Source organism: Xanthomonas sp. CFBP 8443 (assembly GCF_025666195.1).
Classification (GTDB): domain Bacteria; phylum Pseudomonadota; class Gammaproteobacteria; order Xanthomonadales; family Xanthomonadaceae; genus Xanthomonas_A.
In genome coordinates, this window is the sequence record NZ_CP102592.1 from 3405574 (window position 1) to 3422002 (window position 16429).

General features: G+C 71.2%; 13 protein-coding genes. 7 read left to right on the plus strand and 6 right to left on the minus strand.

Features of this window, described 5'->3' with window-relative positions; genetic code table 11:
- Nucleotides 1-266 precede the first annotated feature (266 nt).
- The 4 genes from NUG20_RS14255 to NUG20_RS14270 all read left to right on the plus strand — a co-directional run bounded on the left by NUG20_RS14255 (nt 267) and on the right by NUG20_RS14270 (nt 5584).
- Entirely contained in the window at nt 267-1097 is an 831-nt protein-coding gene (locus NUG20_RS14255) for a 2Fe-2S iron-sulfur cluster-binding protein (protein WP_263395112.1), read from the plus strand.
- Entirely contained in the window at nt 1084-2085 is a 1002-nt protein-coding gene (locus NUG20_RS14260; RefSeq protein ID WP_263395113.1) for an FAD binding domain-containing protein, read from the plus strand. The genes NUG20_RS14255 and NUG20_RS14260 overlap by 14 nt, the downstream gene beginning before the upstream one ends.
- A 22-nt stretch (nt 2086-2107) precedes the next feature.
- Entirely contained in the window at nt 2108-4303 is a 2196-nt protein-coding gene (locus tag NUG20_RS14265) for a xanthine dehydrogenase family protein molybdopterin-binding subunit (RefSeq protein ID WP_263395114.1), read from the plus strand.
- 357 nt (nt 4304-4660) lie between these two features.
- Nucleotides 4661-5584: an IS110 family transposase gene (locus NUG20_RS14270; protein ID WP_263395115.1), complete on the plus strand. Its 924-nt coding sequence runs from the start codon at nt 4661-4663 to the stop codon at nt 5582-5584.
- Between the two features lie 59 nt (nt 5585-5643).
- On the opposite strand, the gene NUG20_RS14275 is transcribed toward NUG20_RS14270, so the two are convergent.
- Together NUG20_RS14275 and NUG20_RS14280 are read right to left on the minus strand one after the other, a co-directional pair.
- On the minus strand, nt 5644-6249 hold the full coding sequence (locus tag NUG20_RS14275) for a nucleotidyltransferase family protein (RefSeq protein WP_263395116.1): 606 nt from the start codon (nt 6247-6249) through the stop codon (nt 5644-5646).
- Complete coding sequence (locus NUG20_RS14280) at nt 6246-7301, minus strand: XdhC family protein (protein ID WP_263395117.1); 1056 nt, start codon at nt 7299-7301, stop codon at nt 6246-6248. The genes NUG20_RS14275 and NUG20_RS14280 overlap by 4 nt, the downstream gene beginning before the upstream one ends.
- Nucleotides 7302-7634: 333 nt before the next feature.
- On the opposite strand from NUG20_RS14280, the gene NUG20_RS14285 reads away from it, so the two are divergent.
- Complete coding sequence (locus NUG20_RS14285) at nt 7635-10649, plus strand: PAS domain-containing protein (RefSeq protein ID WP_263395118.1); 3015 nt, start codon at nt 7635-7637, stop codon at nt 10647-10649.
- An 11-nt stretch (nt 10650-10660) separates the two neighbouring features.
- On the opposite strand, the gene NUG20_RS14290 is transcribed toward NUG20_RS14285, so the two are convergent.
- Complete coding sequence (locus NUG20_RS14290) at nt 10661-11068, minus strand: SMI1/KNR4 family protein (RefSeq protein WP_263395119.1); 408 nt, start codon at nt 11066-11068, stop codon at nt 10661-10663.
- A 136-nt stretch (nt 11069-11204) separates the two neighbouring features.
- Nucleotides 11205-12356, minus strand: coding sequence for a winged helix-turn-helix domain-containing protein (locus NUG20_RS14295; protein ID WP_263395120.1), 1152 nt, complete (start codon nt 12354-12356; stop codon nt 11205-11207).
- A 236-nt stretch (nt 12357-12592) separates the two neighbouring features.
- Between NUG20_RS14295 and NUG20_RS14300 the strand changes: the two genes are divergently transcribed.
- Both NUG20_RS14300 and NUG20_RS14305 read left to right on the plus strand, forming a co-directional pair.
- Nucleotides 12593-13036 (plus strand): MarR family winged helix-turn-helix transcriptional regulator, encoded by a 444-nt coding sequence (locus NUG20_RS14300; RefSeq protein WP_263395121.1) that lies wholly within the window; start codon nt 12593-12595, stop codon nt 13034-13036.
- Entirely contained in the window at nt 13033-14265 is a 1233-nt protein-coding gene (locus NUG20_RS14305; protein WP_263395122.1) for an MFS transporter, read from the plus strand. Before NUG20_RS14300 ends, NUG20_RS14305 begins: the two co-directional genes overlap by 4 nt.
- Here the strand turns inward: NUG20_RS14305 and NUG20_RS14310 are convergent.
- Nucleotides 14213-14944, minus strand: coding sequence for a TetR/AcrR family transcriptional regulator (locus NUG20_RS14310; RefSeq protein ID WP_263395123.1), 732 nt, complete (start codon nt 14942-14944; stop codon nt 14213-14215). The two genes, NUG20_RS14305 and NUG20_RS14310, sit on opposite strands and share 53 nt — an antisense overlap.
- Nucleotides 14945-14946: 2 nt before the next feature.
- Nucleotides 14947-16428 carry an AdeC/AdeK/OprM family multidrug efflux complex outer membrane factor gene (gene adeC / locus NUG20_RS14315; RefSeq protein WP_263395124.1) on the minus strand — a complete coding sequence of 494 codons (1482 nt, stop codon included), beginning with the start codon at nt 16426-16428 and terminating at the stop codon, nt 14947-14949.
- Nucleotide 16429 lies beyond the last annotated feature (1 nt).

Here is a 16429-nt window from a genome sequence, read left to right on the forward strand (position 1 = left end):
CCGTAGCGCCTGTCGCGGCCGAAGCCGCTCCTACAGAACGCGATGCTGAGCCCTTGCGACTCCCGACTCCCGAATCCCGAATCCCGGCTCCACCGCAACCCTCCCTTCGCAATCTCTTCGCAACACCGCTGCGATGCTTCGACATGGCGCCGTCGCGCGTCCATGCACCGGTGTCGCGACGACACCGCCCACCCCAGGTCGCACCGTCCCTTGCCGTTGCGCCACGCGCGCTGCGACAAGGCGGTGGCCCCAGGCAGGAGAGACCGATGCAGCACGACCCCCATCCCCCCAAGGTCGCGCCCGGCGCTGCCGAGCTGCCGCCCGATGCGCCGCTCAGCGACGACGAGGCGGCGCTCGCGCGACGGCTCGGCATCAACGGCCTGTCGCGGCGCGAATTCATCGCCCTGCTGTCGGCCGCCGGGCTGAGCGGCGCCGGCGGCCAGATCGCCTTCAGCGAGGCCGCCTTCGCCGCACCGGCAAACGTGCCGCCGCCGCAGAACGCGCTGCCGGTCGTGCTGCAGGTCAACGGCCAGCGCCATGCGCTGCGGCTGGACCCGCGCACCACGCTGCTGGACGCGCTGCGCGAGCACCTGGCGTTGACCGGCACCAAGAAGGGCTGCGACCACGGCCAGTGCGGCGCGTGCACGGTGATCGTCGACGGCGAGCGGCGGCTGTCCTGCCTGACCCTGGCCGCGCAGGCCGAGGACGCGCAGATCACCACCATCGAAGGCCTGGCCGACGGCGAGCGGCTGCATCCGATGCAGGCCGCGTTCGTGCAGCACGACGGCTTCCAGTGCGGCTACTGCACGCCCGGGCAGATCTGCTCGGCGGTGGCGCTGCTCAACGAGATCAAGCGCGGCGACGCCAGCCACGTCAGTGCCGACGTCAGCCAGCCGGTGACCGACCTCACCGATGCCGAAGTGCGCGAACGCATGAGCGGCAACCTGTGCCGCTGCGGCGCCTATCCCAAGATCGTCGCCGCGATCCAGGACGTGCACAGCGGCGGCGCGCCGCGTGCGCTGACCTGGCGCTACGTCGACCAGTCCGAACTGACCGCGCTGAAGATGGCGAAGGAGGTGGCCGATGACGCCGTTTAAGTACCAGCGCGCCAGTTCCGCCGAGGACGCGGTGCGCCGCGTCGCCGCCAATCCGAACGCGCGTTTCCTCGGCGGCGGCACCAACCTGCTCGACCTGATGAAGGAAGGCGTGACCGGCGCCGACGAGATCGTCGACCTGACCCGGCTCAAGGGCCTGGCCGAGATCGCCGAAACCGCCGACGGCGGCCTGCGCCTGGGTGCGCTGGCCAACAACACCCACACCGCCAACCACCCGCTGGTGCGCCAGCGCTATCCGCTGCTGAGCCAGGCGATCCTGGCCGGGGCGACGATGCAGCTGCGCAACATGGCCACCAACGGCGGCAACCTGCTGCAACGCACGCGCTGCGGCTATTTCTACGACACCGCCCTGCCCTGCAACAAGCGCAGCCCCGGCAGCGGGTGCGGCGCGCGCGAAGGCCTCAACCGCACCCACGCGATCTTCGGCCACAGCGAGCATTGCGTGGCGGTGCATCCCTCGGACATGTGCGTGGCGCTGGCCGCGCTCGATGCCACGGTGCAGGTGCGCACGCCGGCCGGCGCGCGCCGCGAGATCCCCTTCGCCGACTTCCACCTGCTGCCTGACGCGCGCGCCGACCTGGACAACCAACTGGCGCATGGCGAACTGATCGAGGCGATCGTCCTGCCGGCGCAGCGCTTCGCCGCGCACAGCCACTACCTGAAGGTGCGCGACCGCGCCAGCTACGCGTTCGCGCTGGTCTCGGTGGCCGCGGCGCTGGCGCTGGAGCCGGATGGGCGCATCCGCGAGGCGCGCATCGCGATGGGCGGGGTGGCGCACAAGCCATGGCGCGCGCACGCCGCCGAACGCGCACTGGTCGGCCAGCGCATCGGCGAGGCCGCCTTCGCCGCCGCCGCGCAGGCCGAGATGGCCGCCGCGCGCCCGCTGGCGCACAACGCCTACAAGGTGCCGATGGGCACGCACGCGATGATCCGCGCTCTGCATCGCGCCAGCGGCAGCGATGCCGCGTGAGCACCCAACCGGAGAACCGGCAATGAACTACATCGGCAAGGAAATGCGCCGCGTCGACGGCTACGCCAAGGTCACCGGCAAGGCGCGCTACGCGGCGGAGTTCCAGATCCCGCACCTGACCCACGGCTACATCCTCACCAGCACCATCGCCAAGGGCCGCATCGTGCGCATCGACACCCGCGCCGCCGAGGCCGCGCCGGGGGTGATCAAGGTGTTGACCCATCTGAATTCGGTCAAGCCGGTGTCCGACGAGGTCAAGAAGAAGGGCGAGGACCTGTCGTTCCGCGCCCTGGTCGACGAGCGCATCCATTTCAGCGCGCAACCGATCGCGGTGGTGGTCGCCGCCAGCTTCGAGCAGGCGCGGCATGCCGCACGGCTGATCCAGGTGGACTACGCGGCGGAAACGCCCAGCACCGATTTCGTGGCGCTGCTCGACCGGGCCTACGATCCGACGCCGAAGGAATCGCCGCCGCCGCGCGGCAACCCGGCCGCCGCGTTCGCCGCCGCGCCGGTCCAGGTGCGGGCCGCGTACACGATGCCGATCGAGCACCACAACCCGATGGAGCCGCACGGCGGCATCGGCTACTGGATCGGCGACACGCTGACCGTCATCAACAAGAGCCAGAACGTCCACCAGGATCGCGAGCAGCTGGCCGGCTATTTCGGCATTCCCACCGAGCGGGTCAACGTGGTGTCGCTGTTCGTCGGCGGCGCGTTCGGCTCGTGCCTGCGCCCGAACTACTACACCTTCCTGCTCGGCGCGGTGTCCAAGGCGGTCGGCCGCCCGGTCAAGATCGTCTACACCCGCCGGCAGATGTTCAGCGGCCACGGCTACCGCCCCTACTATCGGGTGGAATTGGACCTGGGCGCCGACGCGGCCGGCAAGCTGCAGGCGATCCGCTACCGGCACGTGCTCAACACCTCGCGCATCGAGGCGTTCAACGAAGCGTTCCTGCGCAACGCGCGCTCGCTGTACGCCTGCCCCAACGTCGAGGACCGCTTCGAGGTGGTCGACACCGACCTGCCGACGCCGCAGGCGATGCGCGCGCCCGGCGCGATCAGCCAGATGTTCGGCATCGAGTGCGCAATGGACGAACTGGCCCACGCGCTGAAGATGGACCCGTTGCAGCTGCGCCTGGCCAACTACGCCGAGACCGATCCGGAAACCGGCAAGCCGTTCTCGAGCAAGGCGCTGCGCGAGTGCTACCGGCTCGGTGCCGAGACCTTCGGCTGGAGCAAACGCAACCCCGAACCGCGCTCGATGCGCGATGGGCGCCTGCTGGTCGGCTGGGGCATGGCCACCGGCACCTGGCCGGCGATGCAGATGCCGGCGCTGGCGCGAGTGCTGCTCAAGGCCGACGGCAGCGCCGTGGTCGGCAGCGCCACCGCCGACATCGGCCCCGGCACCTATACGGTGATGACCCTGATCGCCGCCGAGTACCTGGGCATCGACGCCAAGCGCGTGCAGTTCGAACTCGGCGACACGCGCCTGCCGAAGGCGCCGTCGCAGGGCGGCTCGTGGACCACCGCCAGCGTCGGCAGCGCGATCCACGGCGCGGTGCGCGAGATCCGCGGCAAGCTGCTGGAGCTGGCCAGGCAGGACGGGCAATCGGCGTTCAGCGGCCTGGACGTGGACGCGGTGGAACTGGCCGATGGCCGGCTGCGCCCGACCGGCAAGCCCGAGGCCGGCCTGGACGTGGCCAAACTGATGCGCCAGCACGGCCTGCAGGAACTGGAGGTGGTGCACGAGTCCAAGCCCTCGGCCGAGCGCCAGAAGTACGCCACCGCCGCGCACGGCGCGCAGTTCATCGAGGTCAAGGTCGATCCGGACACCGGCATGGTGCAGGTGACCCGGGTCATCGAGGCCACCGCCTGCGGCAAGATCATGAACCCGCTGACCTCGCACAGCCAGGAGATCGGCGCGGTGGTGATGGGCATCGGCATGGCGCTCAGCGAAGGCACCGAGGTCGACCACCGCTACGGGCGCATGCTCAATGCGTCGCTGGCCGACTACCACGTACCGGTCAACGCCGACGTGCAGCAGATCGAAACCATGTTCTTGGAGGAGCAGGACCGCATCGTCAACCCGCTCGGGGTCAAGGGCATGGGCGAACTGGGCATGGTCGGCATTCCCGCGGCGATCGCCAACGCCGTGTTCCATGCCACCGGCAAGCGCATCCGCGAACTGCCGATCACCCCGGACAAGCTGATCGGCTGAGCGCGACGGCACCCTGCCATCGCTGCGCGCGGGCATTCGCTCGTGCGCGGCCAGGGTGTCGCTTCGTGCTTTCCTGTAGGAGCGGCTTCAGCCGCGACCGTGGCCTTGCCGATAAGCCCGGTCGCGGCTGAAGCCGCTTGTGTCTTACGCAGGTCTATCGTTGAGGTGAGAGCGGAGTGCGGCAGGCCGCTAAGTCGCAGTGCCTCACGAGCACGAGTAGGAGTCAGGGCCGCCGCACTCCGTTTCTCCTGCCAGCAAGCCCGAACAGTTGCCTGAGCCGCGAGCTCGAACCTACAAGCATGGGCATCGGCAGGAGATCTCTCGTCCCTGAGTTTACTGCGGAGAACGCCTATGTCTATGCAGCGCTTTGTCGGGATCGATGTCTCCAAGGCCGAGCTGGTCGTTCACGTCTTGCCGGATGGGCTGACCTGGACTCAGGCCAATACGCCCGAGGGGCACGCCGGCCTGGCCGAACGCCTGGCCTTGCTGGGATGCGAGCGGATCGTGCTGGAGGCCAGCGGTGGCTACGAACGGGCGATAGTGCAGGTGCTGACGCAGGCTGGTCTGCCCGCGGTCCGGCTGCCTGCCCAGCGTCCTCGTGCGCTGGCGCACGCGTTGGGACTCAAGGCCAAGACCGATGCTCTGGATGCGCGGTTGCTGGCTGTGGCGGCCCAGTGCATCCACGCTCAGCCCACCGCGGTGCTCCCTGCGCCGCTGCAGGCGCTGCGCGAACTGCTCCACCTGCGCAGCACCCTGGTCGCCCAGCGCGATGCGCAGCGCCGCTGCATGGAGCACGTGACCTGCAAGGCGGTGCGCGACCAATGGCTCGAGGTGATCGCGCTGCTGCAGCAGCGCATCTGTAACGTGTCCCGGCAGATCGCACAGGCGGGGGCTGCCTGCTCCAGCCTGCCCAAATTGCCTGGGCTTGGCCCGATCCTGCGCGCCACCCTGGCAGCCCGGCTCCCCGAGCTGGGCACCGTGCATCCGCGCAAGATCATCGCCTTGGTCGGGCTGGCGCCGTTCAATCGCGATAGCGGCCGCTGGCGCGGCCAACGCCGCATCCAGGGCGGACGCGCCGACGTGCGACGAGTGCTGTACATGGCCACGTGGGCCTCCATCCGCACCGGCTCCCCGCTGTCACACACCTACGCCCGCCTGACCGCCGCAGGCAAACCCGCCAAGGTCGCCATTGTCGCGTGCATGCACAAGTACCTGCGATGGCTCAATGCCATTGCCCGAGACCAGGCGCCTTACGCTCCTCCGGAGATCGCTTCTGCATGACAGTTGACTCCTACAAGGGATTCGCTCGTCCGTAACCAGCGCCCCAGCTTCCTTGGCCGCTACGGATCCAGCCAGCCGCGCTCCACCGCGGCCAGCACGTCCTGCTGGGTGTCCAGGTCCAGCGCCAGCGCCGGCGCGACGATGCAGCCGAGGCTGTCCGGCGCCATCGCCTCGAACAGCGCGCGCAGGCCGCGGTCGCCGGACAAGCGCAGCCCGCGCCAACAGTCCTGCGCCACCACCGCCGGCATGCCGCGCACGCCGGCGTAGGCGCTGATCGCGCAGCCGGAGGCGGCGCGCATGGCCGCGGCCAGCAGGTCGTGCAGGTGCGGCAGATCCAGCGCCGGCTGGTCGCAGCCGAGCACCAGGCTATGGGTGATGGAGGCGTCGTCGTGGACGACCGCGCGCAGGCACTCCAGGCTGCCGCCCATGCCGCTGGACCAGTCCGGATTGCGCACCACTTCCACCGGCAACCCGTCCAGCGCCGGGCGCAGCGCCTCGGCCTGCGCGCCCAGCACCACCACGCAACGCGCCGGCGCCGTGGCCAGCGCCAGGCGCGCGGCGCGGCGCAGCAGCGGCTCGCCGTCGCGGGTCAGCGCCTGCTTGGCGTGGCCAAGGCGGCGGCTGGCGCCGGCGGCCAGGATCAACGCCGCATGCGCCTGGCTCATCGCGCTTCCTCCTCGGCATCCAAGGGCACCGGCGGCGCCACTGCATCGCGGTGCGAGCGCCGCGGCCTGCCGCCCGCCTCCGCCACCGCGTCCGGCCGTGGCGGCGCGGTGCGGGTGGCCTGCAGCTGCGCGGCGATGCTCAGCGCGATCGCCTCCGCGCCGCTGCCGCCCAGCCGCAGCCCAACCGGCGCATGCAGCCGCGGCAGCAGTTGCGCGTGCTGTTGCGGGCGCAGCAGGCGGAACAGATCCTCGCGCCGGCGCGGCGGCCCCAGCAGGCCCAGGAACGGGATCGTGCTGCCCGCCAGCGCGTCCAGCGCTTCGCGGTCCAGTTCGAAATGGTGGTGCATCACCAGCGCCGCATCGCTGTCGGCGCAGTCGGCCAGCGCGCGGGTCGGCGTGCAGGCCAACGCCAGGTCGGCCAGCACGGCCTGCGCCATCCAGCGCGGCCGCTGCTCGACCAGCGTGGTCATCCAGCCCAGTTGCCGCAGCAGCGGCAACAGCACCGCGGTTTCCGGACCCGCGCCGAACACGCTGACCCGCGGCGGCGGCGGCACCTGTACCTGCCCGCCGCAGGCCGCCGCGCCATTCCAGGCCTGGCACGGCACCCACCACTGCAGCATCTGCCCGGCCACCGCCGCAACCACGCCACCGTCGCCATCCAGCGCCAGGGTCAAGCCGCCGCGCCGCTGCAGCCAGGCCTGCGCCAGGCGCTCGATGCCGGGCAATGCGGCCAATGGCAACAAGGCCAGGCGCAGGCGGCCGCGGCAGCCCACCGCCGAGCCGGACAGCAGGTCGTCGTCGTCGCGCGTGTCGATCTCCATCCACGCCAGTGCGCCGGCCGCCGCCGCGCGCGCCGCGCAGCGCGCGATCTCCGGCTCCAGGCAGCCGCCGCTGAGCCAGCCCTGCTGCGCGCCGTCGGCGCCGAACAGCGCGATCGCCCCGGCATGCGCATAGGTGGAGCCTTCGCTGGCCATCACTACCACCAGCACGGCGGGTGCGCGCTGTCGGCAGGCGACGATGGCGGCGTGGAGACAGTGTCTGGCGGCGGACATGCGGCTGTCGCTGAAGGTGGGAATCACAGACTAAGCAGGCGCTTGTGAAGGCCCGATCCGTTCGCCGGTGGACGCGGGCAATGTGTTCGCCGCCATCGCCCCGCGGCGGCGCACGGCCGCGGCTTTGTGTCGCGCACGATCCGCGCGAGGCATGCGCCGCGCTCGCCACGCCGGCCGCGCACCCTTCGCCGATGCCCCGCGCCGTCGTGCATGCCAGATGCCTGCCGGTCCCGGATCGGCCCGCCTGCGCGCATGAACTCCATGTCATGGCCGGCGCAGAACGCTCCGGTAAAGTACCGCCGCTTACCCGCACGACGCCGGCAATTCCCCCTCATGAGCCCTGACCACGCGACTCCCGCCGCCGAGGCCCACGCGCACCCGTTCCTGCACGGCGGCGGCGGGACCGGCGCGCTGATCGGCCGTTTCGACTGGTCGCGTACGCCGCTGGGGCCGTTGTCGGCATGGCCGCAGAGCCTGCGCACGGTAACCGCGATGCTGCTGCGCTCGCCGCTGCCGATCGTGCTGCTGTGGGGGCCCGAGGGCATCATGATCTACAACGACGCCTACGCGGTCTTCGCCGGCGCGCGGCATCCGCAGCTGCTCGGCTCGGAGGTGCGCCAGGGCTGGGCGGAAGTGGCCGAGTTCAACGACCACGTGATGAAGGTGGGCCTGGCCGGGCAGACGCTGTCGTACAAGGACCAGGAACTGACCCTGCACCGCCACGGCCGCCCCGAGCAGGTGTGGATGGACCTGGACTATTCGCCGGTGCTGGACGACGACGGCGCCCCCGCCGGGATCATCGCCTTCGTCGTCGACACCACCGAGCGGGTGCGCGCGCAGGCCCATATCCAGGCCGAGCGCACGCGCCTGACCCGCCTGTTCGACCAGGCACCGGGGTTGATGGTGATGCTGACCGGACGCGACCACGTGGTCGAACTGGCCAACCCGGCGTTCGTACGCCTGATGGGCGGCGGCGAGCTGCTCGGCCTGCCGATCCGCGCCGCACTGCCGGACATGGCGCGGCCGGACTTCCTCGACATCCTGGACAACGCCTACCGCACGGGCACGGCCTTCGTCGCCAATTCGGCGACGTTCCAGCTGCAGCACGACGGCCAGGCGCACGAACGCATCCTCGACTTCGTCTGCCAGCCGGTGACCGGTCCGTCCGGCGAGGTCACCGGCATCTTCATCGAAGGCCACGACGTCACCGAGCAGCGCCGGAGCGCCGACGCGCTGCGCGCCAACGAGCGGCGCCTGCGGTTTCTCGACGCGCTGGCCAAGGCCACCGCCGCCAGCACCGATGCCGGCGCCATCCTCGCCACCACCACGCGCCTGCTCGGCGAGTACCTGCGCGTGTCGGTGTGCGCCTATGCGGACATGGATCCGGACCAGGACGGCTTCACCATCCGCGGCGACTGGAGCGCGCCCGGCGCGCAGAGCATCACCGGCCACTACAGCCTGGCCGCGTTCGGCCAGCTGGCGGTGCGCAACCTGCGCGCCGGCCTGCCGCTGGTGCTGGACGACAACCGCGCGCAGCTGCCGCCGCACGAAGCGGTCACGTTCCTGGACATCGGCCTGGCCGCGACCATCTGCATGCCGCTGGTCAAGGAAGGACGGCTGACCGCGCTGATGGCCATCCACGACAGCGCGCCGCACCGCTGGACGCAGGAGGAGCTGTCGCTGCTGACCGAAGTGACCGAGCGTTCCTGGGCGCACATCGAGCGCGTGCGCTCGGAGGCGCAGCGCCGGCTGGACGAACAGCGCTTCCTGCGCGAACTGGAGCGCAAGGTGGCCGAGCGCACCGCCGAGCTGGCGCAGAGCCAATCCAACATCCGCACCGTGCTGGAGACCTCGCACCTGTTCCAGGGCCTGCTGGACCTGGACGGGCGCCTGCGCTACACCAACGCCACTGCGCTGCAGGGCATCGGCGCGCGCCTGGACGACATCCGCGACTGGCCGCTGTGGACCACGCCGTGGTTCGCGAAGACGGACGGTGCGCCGGAACTGGTCGAGGCCGCGGTGCGCCGCGTCGCCGCCGGCGGCACCGAGCACATGAGCATGACCTTGAACCTGCCGACCGGCGTGCGCGCCTTCGACCTGTCGCTGCGGCCGGTGCTGGATGCGGCCGGCATGGCGATGGGGATGGTGTTCGAGGCGGTGGAGATGACCGCGCGGATCATGGCCGAGAAGGCGCTGCGGCAAGCGCAGAAGATGGAGGAGATCGGCAACCTCACCGGCGGCATCGCGCACGACTTCAACAACCTGCTGACGGTGATCCTGGGCAACCTGGAACTGCTGCGCGGGCGCGTGCCGGACGACCCGCTGCTGCGGCGGCTGCTGGACAACGCCACCGCCGGCGCCGAGCGCGGCGCCGCGCTGACCGCGCGCATGCTGGCCTTCGCGCGCAAGCAGGACCTGCGCACCGAGCGGCTCGACGTGAAGGCGCTGGTCGAGGGCATGACCGACCTGCTGGAACGTTCGTTGGGCGCGACCATCGCGCTGCAGTTGGAACTGCCGACACGGTTGCCAGCGGTGGAGACCGATGCCAACCAGCTCGAAACGGCGCTGCTGAACCTGGCGGTCAACGCGCGCGACGCGATGGACGGCCAGGGCCGCATCCTGATCGCCGCCCGCGCGGCGCGGCGCCGGCACCCGGCCGATGGGCTGCGGCCCGGCCGCTACGTATGCCTGGCGGTCACCGACACCGGCACCGGCATGGACGAGGCCACGCTCAAACGCGCCGCCGAGCCGTTCTTCACCACCAAGGGCGTCGGCAAGGGCACCGGCCTGGGCCTGTCGATGGTGCATGGGCTGGCCCAGCAGTGCGGCGGCGCGTTGCTGATCCACAGCACGCCAGGCCTGGGCACCACCGCGGAAATCTGGCTGCCGGCCACGGACGCGGATGCCGCCGCCGCGCCCGCGGCGCGCACGCCGGCGCTGCCGGCGGTGGCGGCCGGCGCGCTGAAGATCCTGGCGGTGGACGACGACCGGCTGGTGCTCGCCAACACCGCGCAGATGCTTGGCGAACTCGGCCACAACGTCGCCGCGGCCGGCTCCGGTCCCGAGGCGCTGGCCATGCTCGCGCAGCAGCGCTTCGACCTGGTGGTCACCGACTACGCGATGCCGGACATGACCGGCATGCAGCTGGCGGTGGCGATCCGCCAGGCGCAGCCGGCGCTGCCGATCCTGCTGCTCTCCGGCTACACCGACCTGGCGCCGGGCGCGCACCCGCAGATCCCGCGCCTGTCCAAGCCGTACTCGCGTGCCGGGCTGGCGCGGGCGGTGATGGACGCGGTGGGCGCCGGCGACAACGCGGGCGGGAACGAAGCGGCGGCCTGCGAAAACTAGGTCGCGGCCGCTCAGCCGGTGAGTTCGGCCATGAAGTCGTCAAAGCAATCGCTTACCAGGGCCAGTTCCTCCTCGTCCATCAGGTAGAGGTAGATGGTTCCGTAGTCGTCCTTGTTGAGCGACAGCAGGAAGGAATGGCCGAACCGATCGTAGGCGAAGGGAATCATTCCCTGCAGGAAGGGAACGCTGTCGGTCAGGTCGCGGTAGACGGTCTCGATGGGAGCCATGCCGTACTTGATCGGCGTGAAACCGCCCAGCAGAAGATCGTTGTCGCCATGGTCGTCGGACAGGTCCCCGCCATTGTGCTGCAGATAGAACTGCCTGAAGCCGGCCGGCAGTTGCGCATCGAATTGCTGCTGGAATTCGTCCAGCTCCTGCATGGTGAGGGCCTGCCCGGAGTCTTCGAGGATCAGTTGCATTCGAGCGCTCCCGCTGCTCTGCTCTGGCACGAGGCGGCGAGTATAGGGCGTGTCCGCAGTGGCCATGCATCGCGCGGGCGGCTTGGCCAAGTTCGCACAACCCAGCTGCACACGGACGCGACAAGCGTGCGCTTGGCTATTGCAGATGGAAGCGTTCGAACCGCTGCAGCGCCGCCTCGATCGCACGCTTCAGCGCGGGTCGCTGCGGCACCAGCCAGGTCCATTTCTGGATCAGCAGCCTGCCCGCCTGGCGGTCCATCTTCAGGTCGAGCGCGGCGACGATGCGGTCGCCGACCAGCACCGGCAGCGCGAAATAGCCGAGCACCCGCTGCGCCGCCGGCACGTAGGCCTCGAAGCGATGTTCGTAGCCGAAGAACTGCTGCAGCCGCTTGCGCTGGATCACCAGCGGATCGAATGGCGACAGCAGATGCGCGACGGTCTCGTCCGGCACAGGCGGCGCGTGCTCGAGCAGCGCCGGCTCGGCCCACAACGCCGCCTGCTCCTGGCCCTGCAGGTGCACCGGGAGCAGCCGCCCGGCGGCGACCGCGGCGGCGATCAGCGCGCGCACCGCGGGCTTGGCGCCGGCGTTGCCGTAGCAGATCGCGTCCACGCCGACCAGGCCCTGCGCGCGCAGCGCGCGCTGCAGCAGGTAGCGCGCGTACTGCACGTCGCTCGCCGGGCGCGGGCGCCGGGTCCAGCCGAAATGGCGCGCGGCCAGCTCGTAGGTCTTGAGCATGCCGCTGCGCTGGCTGACCACCAGGTCGCCGCTGAAGAAGCCGTAGCGCAACGCCGCCCGCGACGGCTTGCGGCTGCCCCACGGATGGGTCTTCTCGACCAGCACGTCGTCGTCGATGTCGCGGATCGACAACGGCCCGTCGTTGCGGATGCGCCGCAGCAGCTTGGCGTAGTCGGCCGGATCGATCCTGCCGGCCGCGTCCGTCTCGGCGCGGTAGCGCGCCATCTGCGCCACGTACATGCGGTAGTCGGCGATCGGCACGTAGGCCAGCGCATGCGTCCAGTATTCGAACACCGACTTGTCGTGCGACTGCGCCTGTTCCAGGTCCTGCTTGCGGTAGTCGGGGATGCGGCTGTACAGCACGTGGTGGTGGCTGCGCTCGATCACGTGGATGGTGTCGATCTGCACGTAGCCCAGGTGCGCGGTTGCGCGCCGCACCGCTTCGGCGCCGGCGCCGAACGGCGCGGGCGTGGTCAGCCGTTGCGCGTCCAGCCACAGCGCGCGCGCCCGCGCGGCGGCGATGGGGACAGAGGCGGCGGGGGTCTTCGGCATCGGTGCGGCACTCCGGCAGGCGCAAGGCGCCGCAGAGCATAGCAACGTCGGGCACCACGCGATCGCGCGTGCGCATGCATGCGTCGTTGCGCCGCGCAGGATGCGCTGCCACCGCTGCAACTGCACGCACTCTGCCCGGCTCGGCCCGTGCTACGCGCGAACGACGGCGACATGCCGCCGTCCCTGCCGACCTTGCGCTTGCCAAGTACATGCATATGCACGTAGTTTGCCGAACCATGGACGACGCCCTCCCCTGCCGCTGCACCTGTTTCCTGTTGCGCCGCGCCGCGCGCCGTACCTCGCAGGTCTACGACCGCGAACTGAGCGCGGTGGGGCTGAGCCTGAACGAGTATTCGATCCTGCGCCGCGCCGGCACCGTACAGCAGCTCGGCGCGTTGGCCGAACGCCTGGGCATGGACCGCAGCACGCTGTCGCGCAATCTCAAGCCGATGCAGGCGGCCGGCTGGATCGAGCAACGCCGCGGCGACGATGCGCGGCAGAAGCTGGTGGTGGTCAGCGCCGCCGGCCGGCGCCTGCTCAAACGCGCGCTGCCGCACTGGGAGCGCGCACAGGCGCGGATCGACGCCCTGACCGGCACCACCGCCATCGACGCCCTGCACCGCCAGCTGCGGCAGCTGGAACGCGCGTTGGGCACCGATCGCGAGGACGCCGCCGCATGAGCGACGCGGCGCCGCACGCGCAGGCCAGCCGCCACTGGGGCCTGCTGCTCATCGCCTCGGCAACGCTGATGCTGACCATGGGCGCGCGCCAGACCACCGGTCTGTTCGTCGATCCGATCCATCGCAGCAGCGGCGTCGGCATCGCCGCGATCAGCTTCGCGCTGGCGGTTGGCCAGTTCGTGTGGGGCGCGGTGCAGCCGGTGTTCGGCGCCATCGCCGACCAGCGCGGCCCGCTGCCGGTACTGTGGCTGGGCGGCATACTGCTGGCGCTGGGCCTGGGCCTGGCGCCGCTGATGCCGACCGAATGGGGCCTGATCGTCAGCCTCGGCCTGCTCGCCGCAGCGGGCGCCGGCGCCGGCAGCTTCTCGGTGCTGATCGGCGCCACCGCGCATCGGCTCGCGCCGCAGCAGCGCTCGTTCGCCGCCGGGCTGATCAACGCCGGCGGGTCGCTGGGTCAGTTCCTGTTCGCGCCGCTGGTGCAATGGATGATCGGCGCCGCCGGCTGGGCGATGGCCATGACCGGCATGGCCGCGCTGTCGCTGCTGACCCTGCCGCTGGCCTGGCCGCTGCGCCGCAAGGGCCAGGCGCAGGTAGCGACCGCGACGGCGGCCGCGCCGGACGGCGGGTTGCGCGCGCAGTTGCGCATCGCGCTGCGCGACCGCAGCTACTGGTGCCTGCACCTGGGTTTCTTCACCTGCGGCGTGCACATCGCGTTCCTGGTCACCCACCTGCCTGGCGAGATCGCGCTGTGCGGGCTGGCGCCCAGCGTCTCGGCGATCGCCATCGCGCTGATCGGCCTGTTCAACGTCGCCGGCAGCCTGGTCGCCGGCAAGCTCGGCGAGCGCGTGCGCATGAAATGGCTGCTGCTGGCGATGTACGCCAGCCGCGCCGTGCTGATCGCCCTGTACCTGCTCGCGCCGCCGACGCCGCTGACCTTCTACCTGTTCGCCGCCGCGCTCGGCTTCACCTGGTTGGCCACCGTCCCGCCCACCGCCGGGCTGATCGGCAAGCTGTTCGGGCCGCGTTACCTTGGCACCCTGTTCGGCCTGACCCTGCTCTCGCACCAGATCGGCGGGTTCTTCGGCGCCTGGCTCGGCGGTGTGGCGCTGGAGCGCTTCGGCGACTACCAGTGGATGTGGTACGCCGACATGGCGCTGGCGGTGGCCGCAGCGCTGGTCAATCTGCCGATCCGCGAGCAGCGCCCGCTGCGCGCCGCGCAGCCCGCCTAGGCGTCGCCGGCACCGGCGACGCGGCAGCGGACATCGGATCGGGCCGGTAGCCCTGGACGAACAACGCGACGGCGCTGTCCACGCACGCCGCCGCCGACCGTTCCGGCGCGACCGCCGCGCCGGTCAGCAGCACGCGCAGCGCCGGTGCGCCGGCGACCAGCCCGAAGAACTGCGCGGACGCATGCGCCACGTCGGCGATCGCCAACGTGCCGTGCCCGGTCTCGGCGCGCAGGAACCGCTGCATGGCGCGATCGTAGCGTTCGAAGCACAGGTCCCAGTGCGTATCGGCATGCGGCAACGCGAACTGCGTGGACAACGCCAGCATGCGATGGATGGCCTTCGGCAGCGGTCCGGTCGCCATCTCCATCAGCGCGTGCGCCACCGCCGCCAGCCGCGGCTGCAGCGGTCCGGCGCTGGCGAGCAGCGCCTCCCAGCGATCCGGCATCTCGCCCACCATCGCGTCCACGGTCGCGCGGAACAACGCGTCCTTGTTGGCGAAATGCGCGTAGATCGTGGCCTTGGACACGTCCGCGCATGCGGCGATGGCGTCCATGTTGGTGTGGTCGAAGCCGTCGCGGGAAAACAGCTGCCGGGCGGCGCGCAGGATCGCGGCGCGCTTCTCGCGCGTGGCCGCGGGTGCGCGCCGCCGCGGCACCGGCGCGGCGCGGTGCCGCGGCATCGCTAGCGATCCACCGCTGCCGTGGCCTGCGTGGCCGCGGCCATCTCCACCCAGCCGCCACCCAGCGCCTTGTAGAAGGTCACCAGGTTGGTGAAGCGCGACAACCGCGTATCGATCAGCGCCTGTTCGGCGGCGTACAGCGTGCGCTGCGCGTCCAGCGCGCCGAGGTAGCTGTCCACGCCGCGCTCGAAGCGCGCCTGCGACAGCCGGTAGCTGTCGGCGGACGCGTCCACCAGCGCCTGTTGCGCCTGCAGCTGGCGGCCCAGCGTGTCGCGCGCGGCGAGCGCATCGGACACTTCGCGGAACGCGGTCTGGATCGCCTTTTCGTAGTTGGCCACGTCGATGTCGCGCTGCGCCTTGGCGATGTCGAGATTGGCGCGGTTGCGGCCGCCGTCGAAGATCGGCAACGAGATGCTCGGTGCGAAGCTCCAGCTGCCCGAGCCGCCCTTGAACAGCCCGGACAGGCCGGCGCTGGCGCTGCCGGCCGAGGCGGTCAGGCTGATGCTCGGATAGAACGCGGCGCGCGCGGCGCCGATGTTGGCGTTGGCCGCCTGCAGGGTGCGCTCGGCTTGCAGGATGTCCGGACGGCGTTGCAGCAGTTCCGACGGCAGCCCCGCCGGAATGCCGGCCAACACGTTGGCGTCGGCGCTGGCGCTGTCCGGCAGCGCGGTGGGCAGCAGTGCGGCCGGCACCTCGGCACCGGCCAGCAGGCGCAGCGCATTGCGGTCCTGCGCCACCTGCGCGGAGTAGCGCTCCACGTCCACCCGCGCGCTTTCCACCGTGGTCTGCGCCTGCCGCAGGGTCAGCGCCGAGGCCGCACCGAGGTCGAAACTGCGTTGCTGCAGCCGCAAGCTCTCGCTCTGGCTGGCCAGCGTGTCCTGCGCCAACCGCAGCAGGTCCTGATCGGCGGCCAGGGTGAGATACGCCGTGGCGACCTGCGCGATCAGGCTGATGTGGGTGCTGCGCTGCGCCTCGGTGGTGGACAGGAACTGCTGCAGCGCCTGTTCCTTGAGGCTGCGCACGCGGCCGAACAGATCCAGTTCGTAGGCGCTGATGCCCAGCGTGGCGCTGTAGCTGTGCGCGACCGACGGCCGCCCGGTGGCCGACAGATCGCCCGGCGTGCGCGAACCGCTGCCGCTGCCGGACAGGTCCACGCCCGGCGCCAGGTCGGCGCGCTGCACCCGGTACTGCGCCCAGGCCTGGTCGATGGTGAGCGCGGCCACGCGCAGGTCGCGGTTGTTGTCCAGCGCCAGTTCGATCACCTGCTGCAGCTTGGGATCGGTGAACACCGCGCGCCAGCCGATGTCGGCGACCGGCAGCGTGCCGGTCTGCGCGGCACCGGCCTGCGCGCCGCTGTCGGCGTCGGCGTCGGCGAAGGCCGCCGGCACCGGCGCCGCCGGGCGCTCGTACGTCGGCATCAGGCTGCACCCTGCGAGCGCGGCGGACACCGCCAGCGCCAGCGGGGCGAACAGGAAACGGGACATC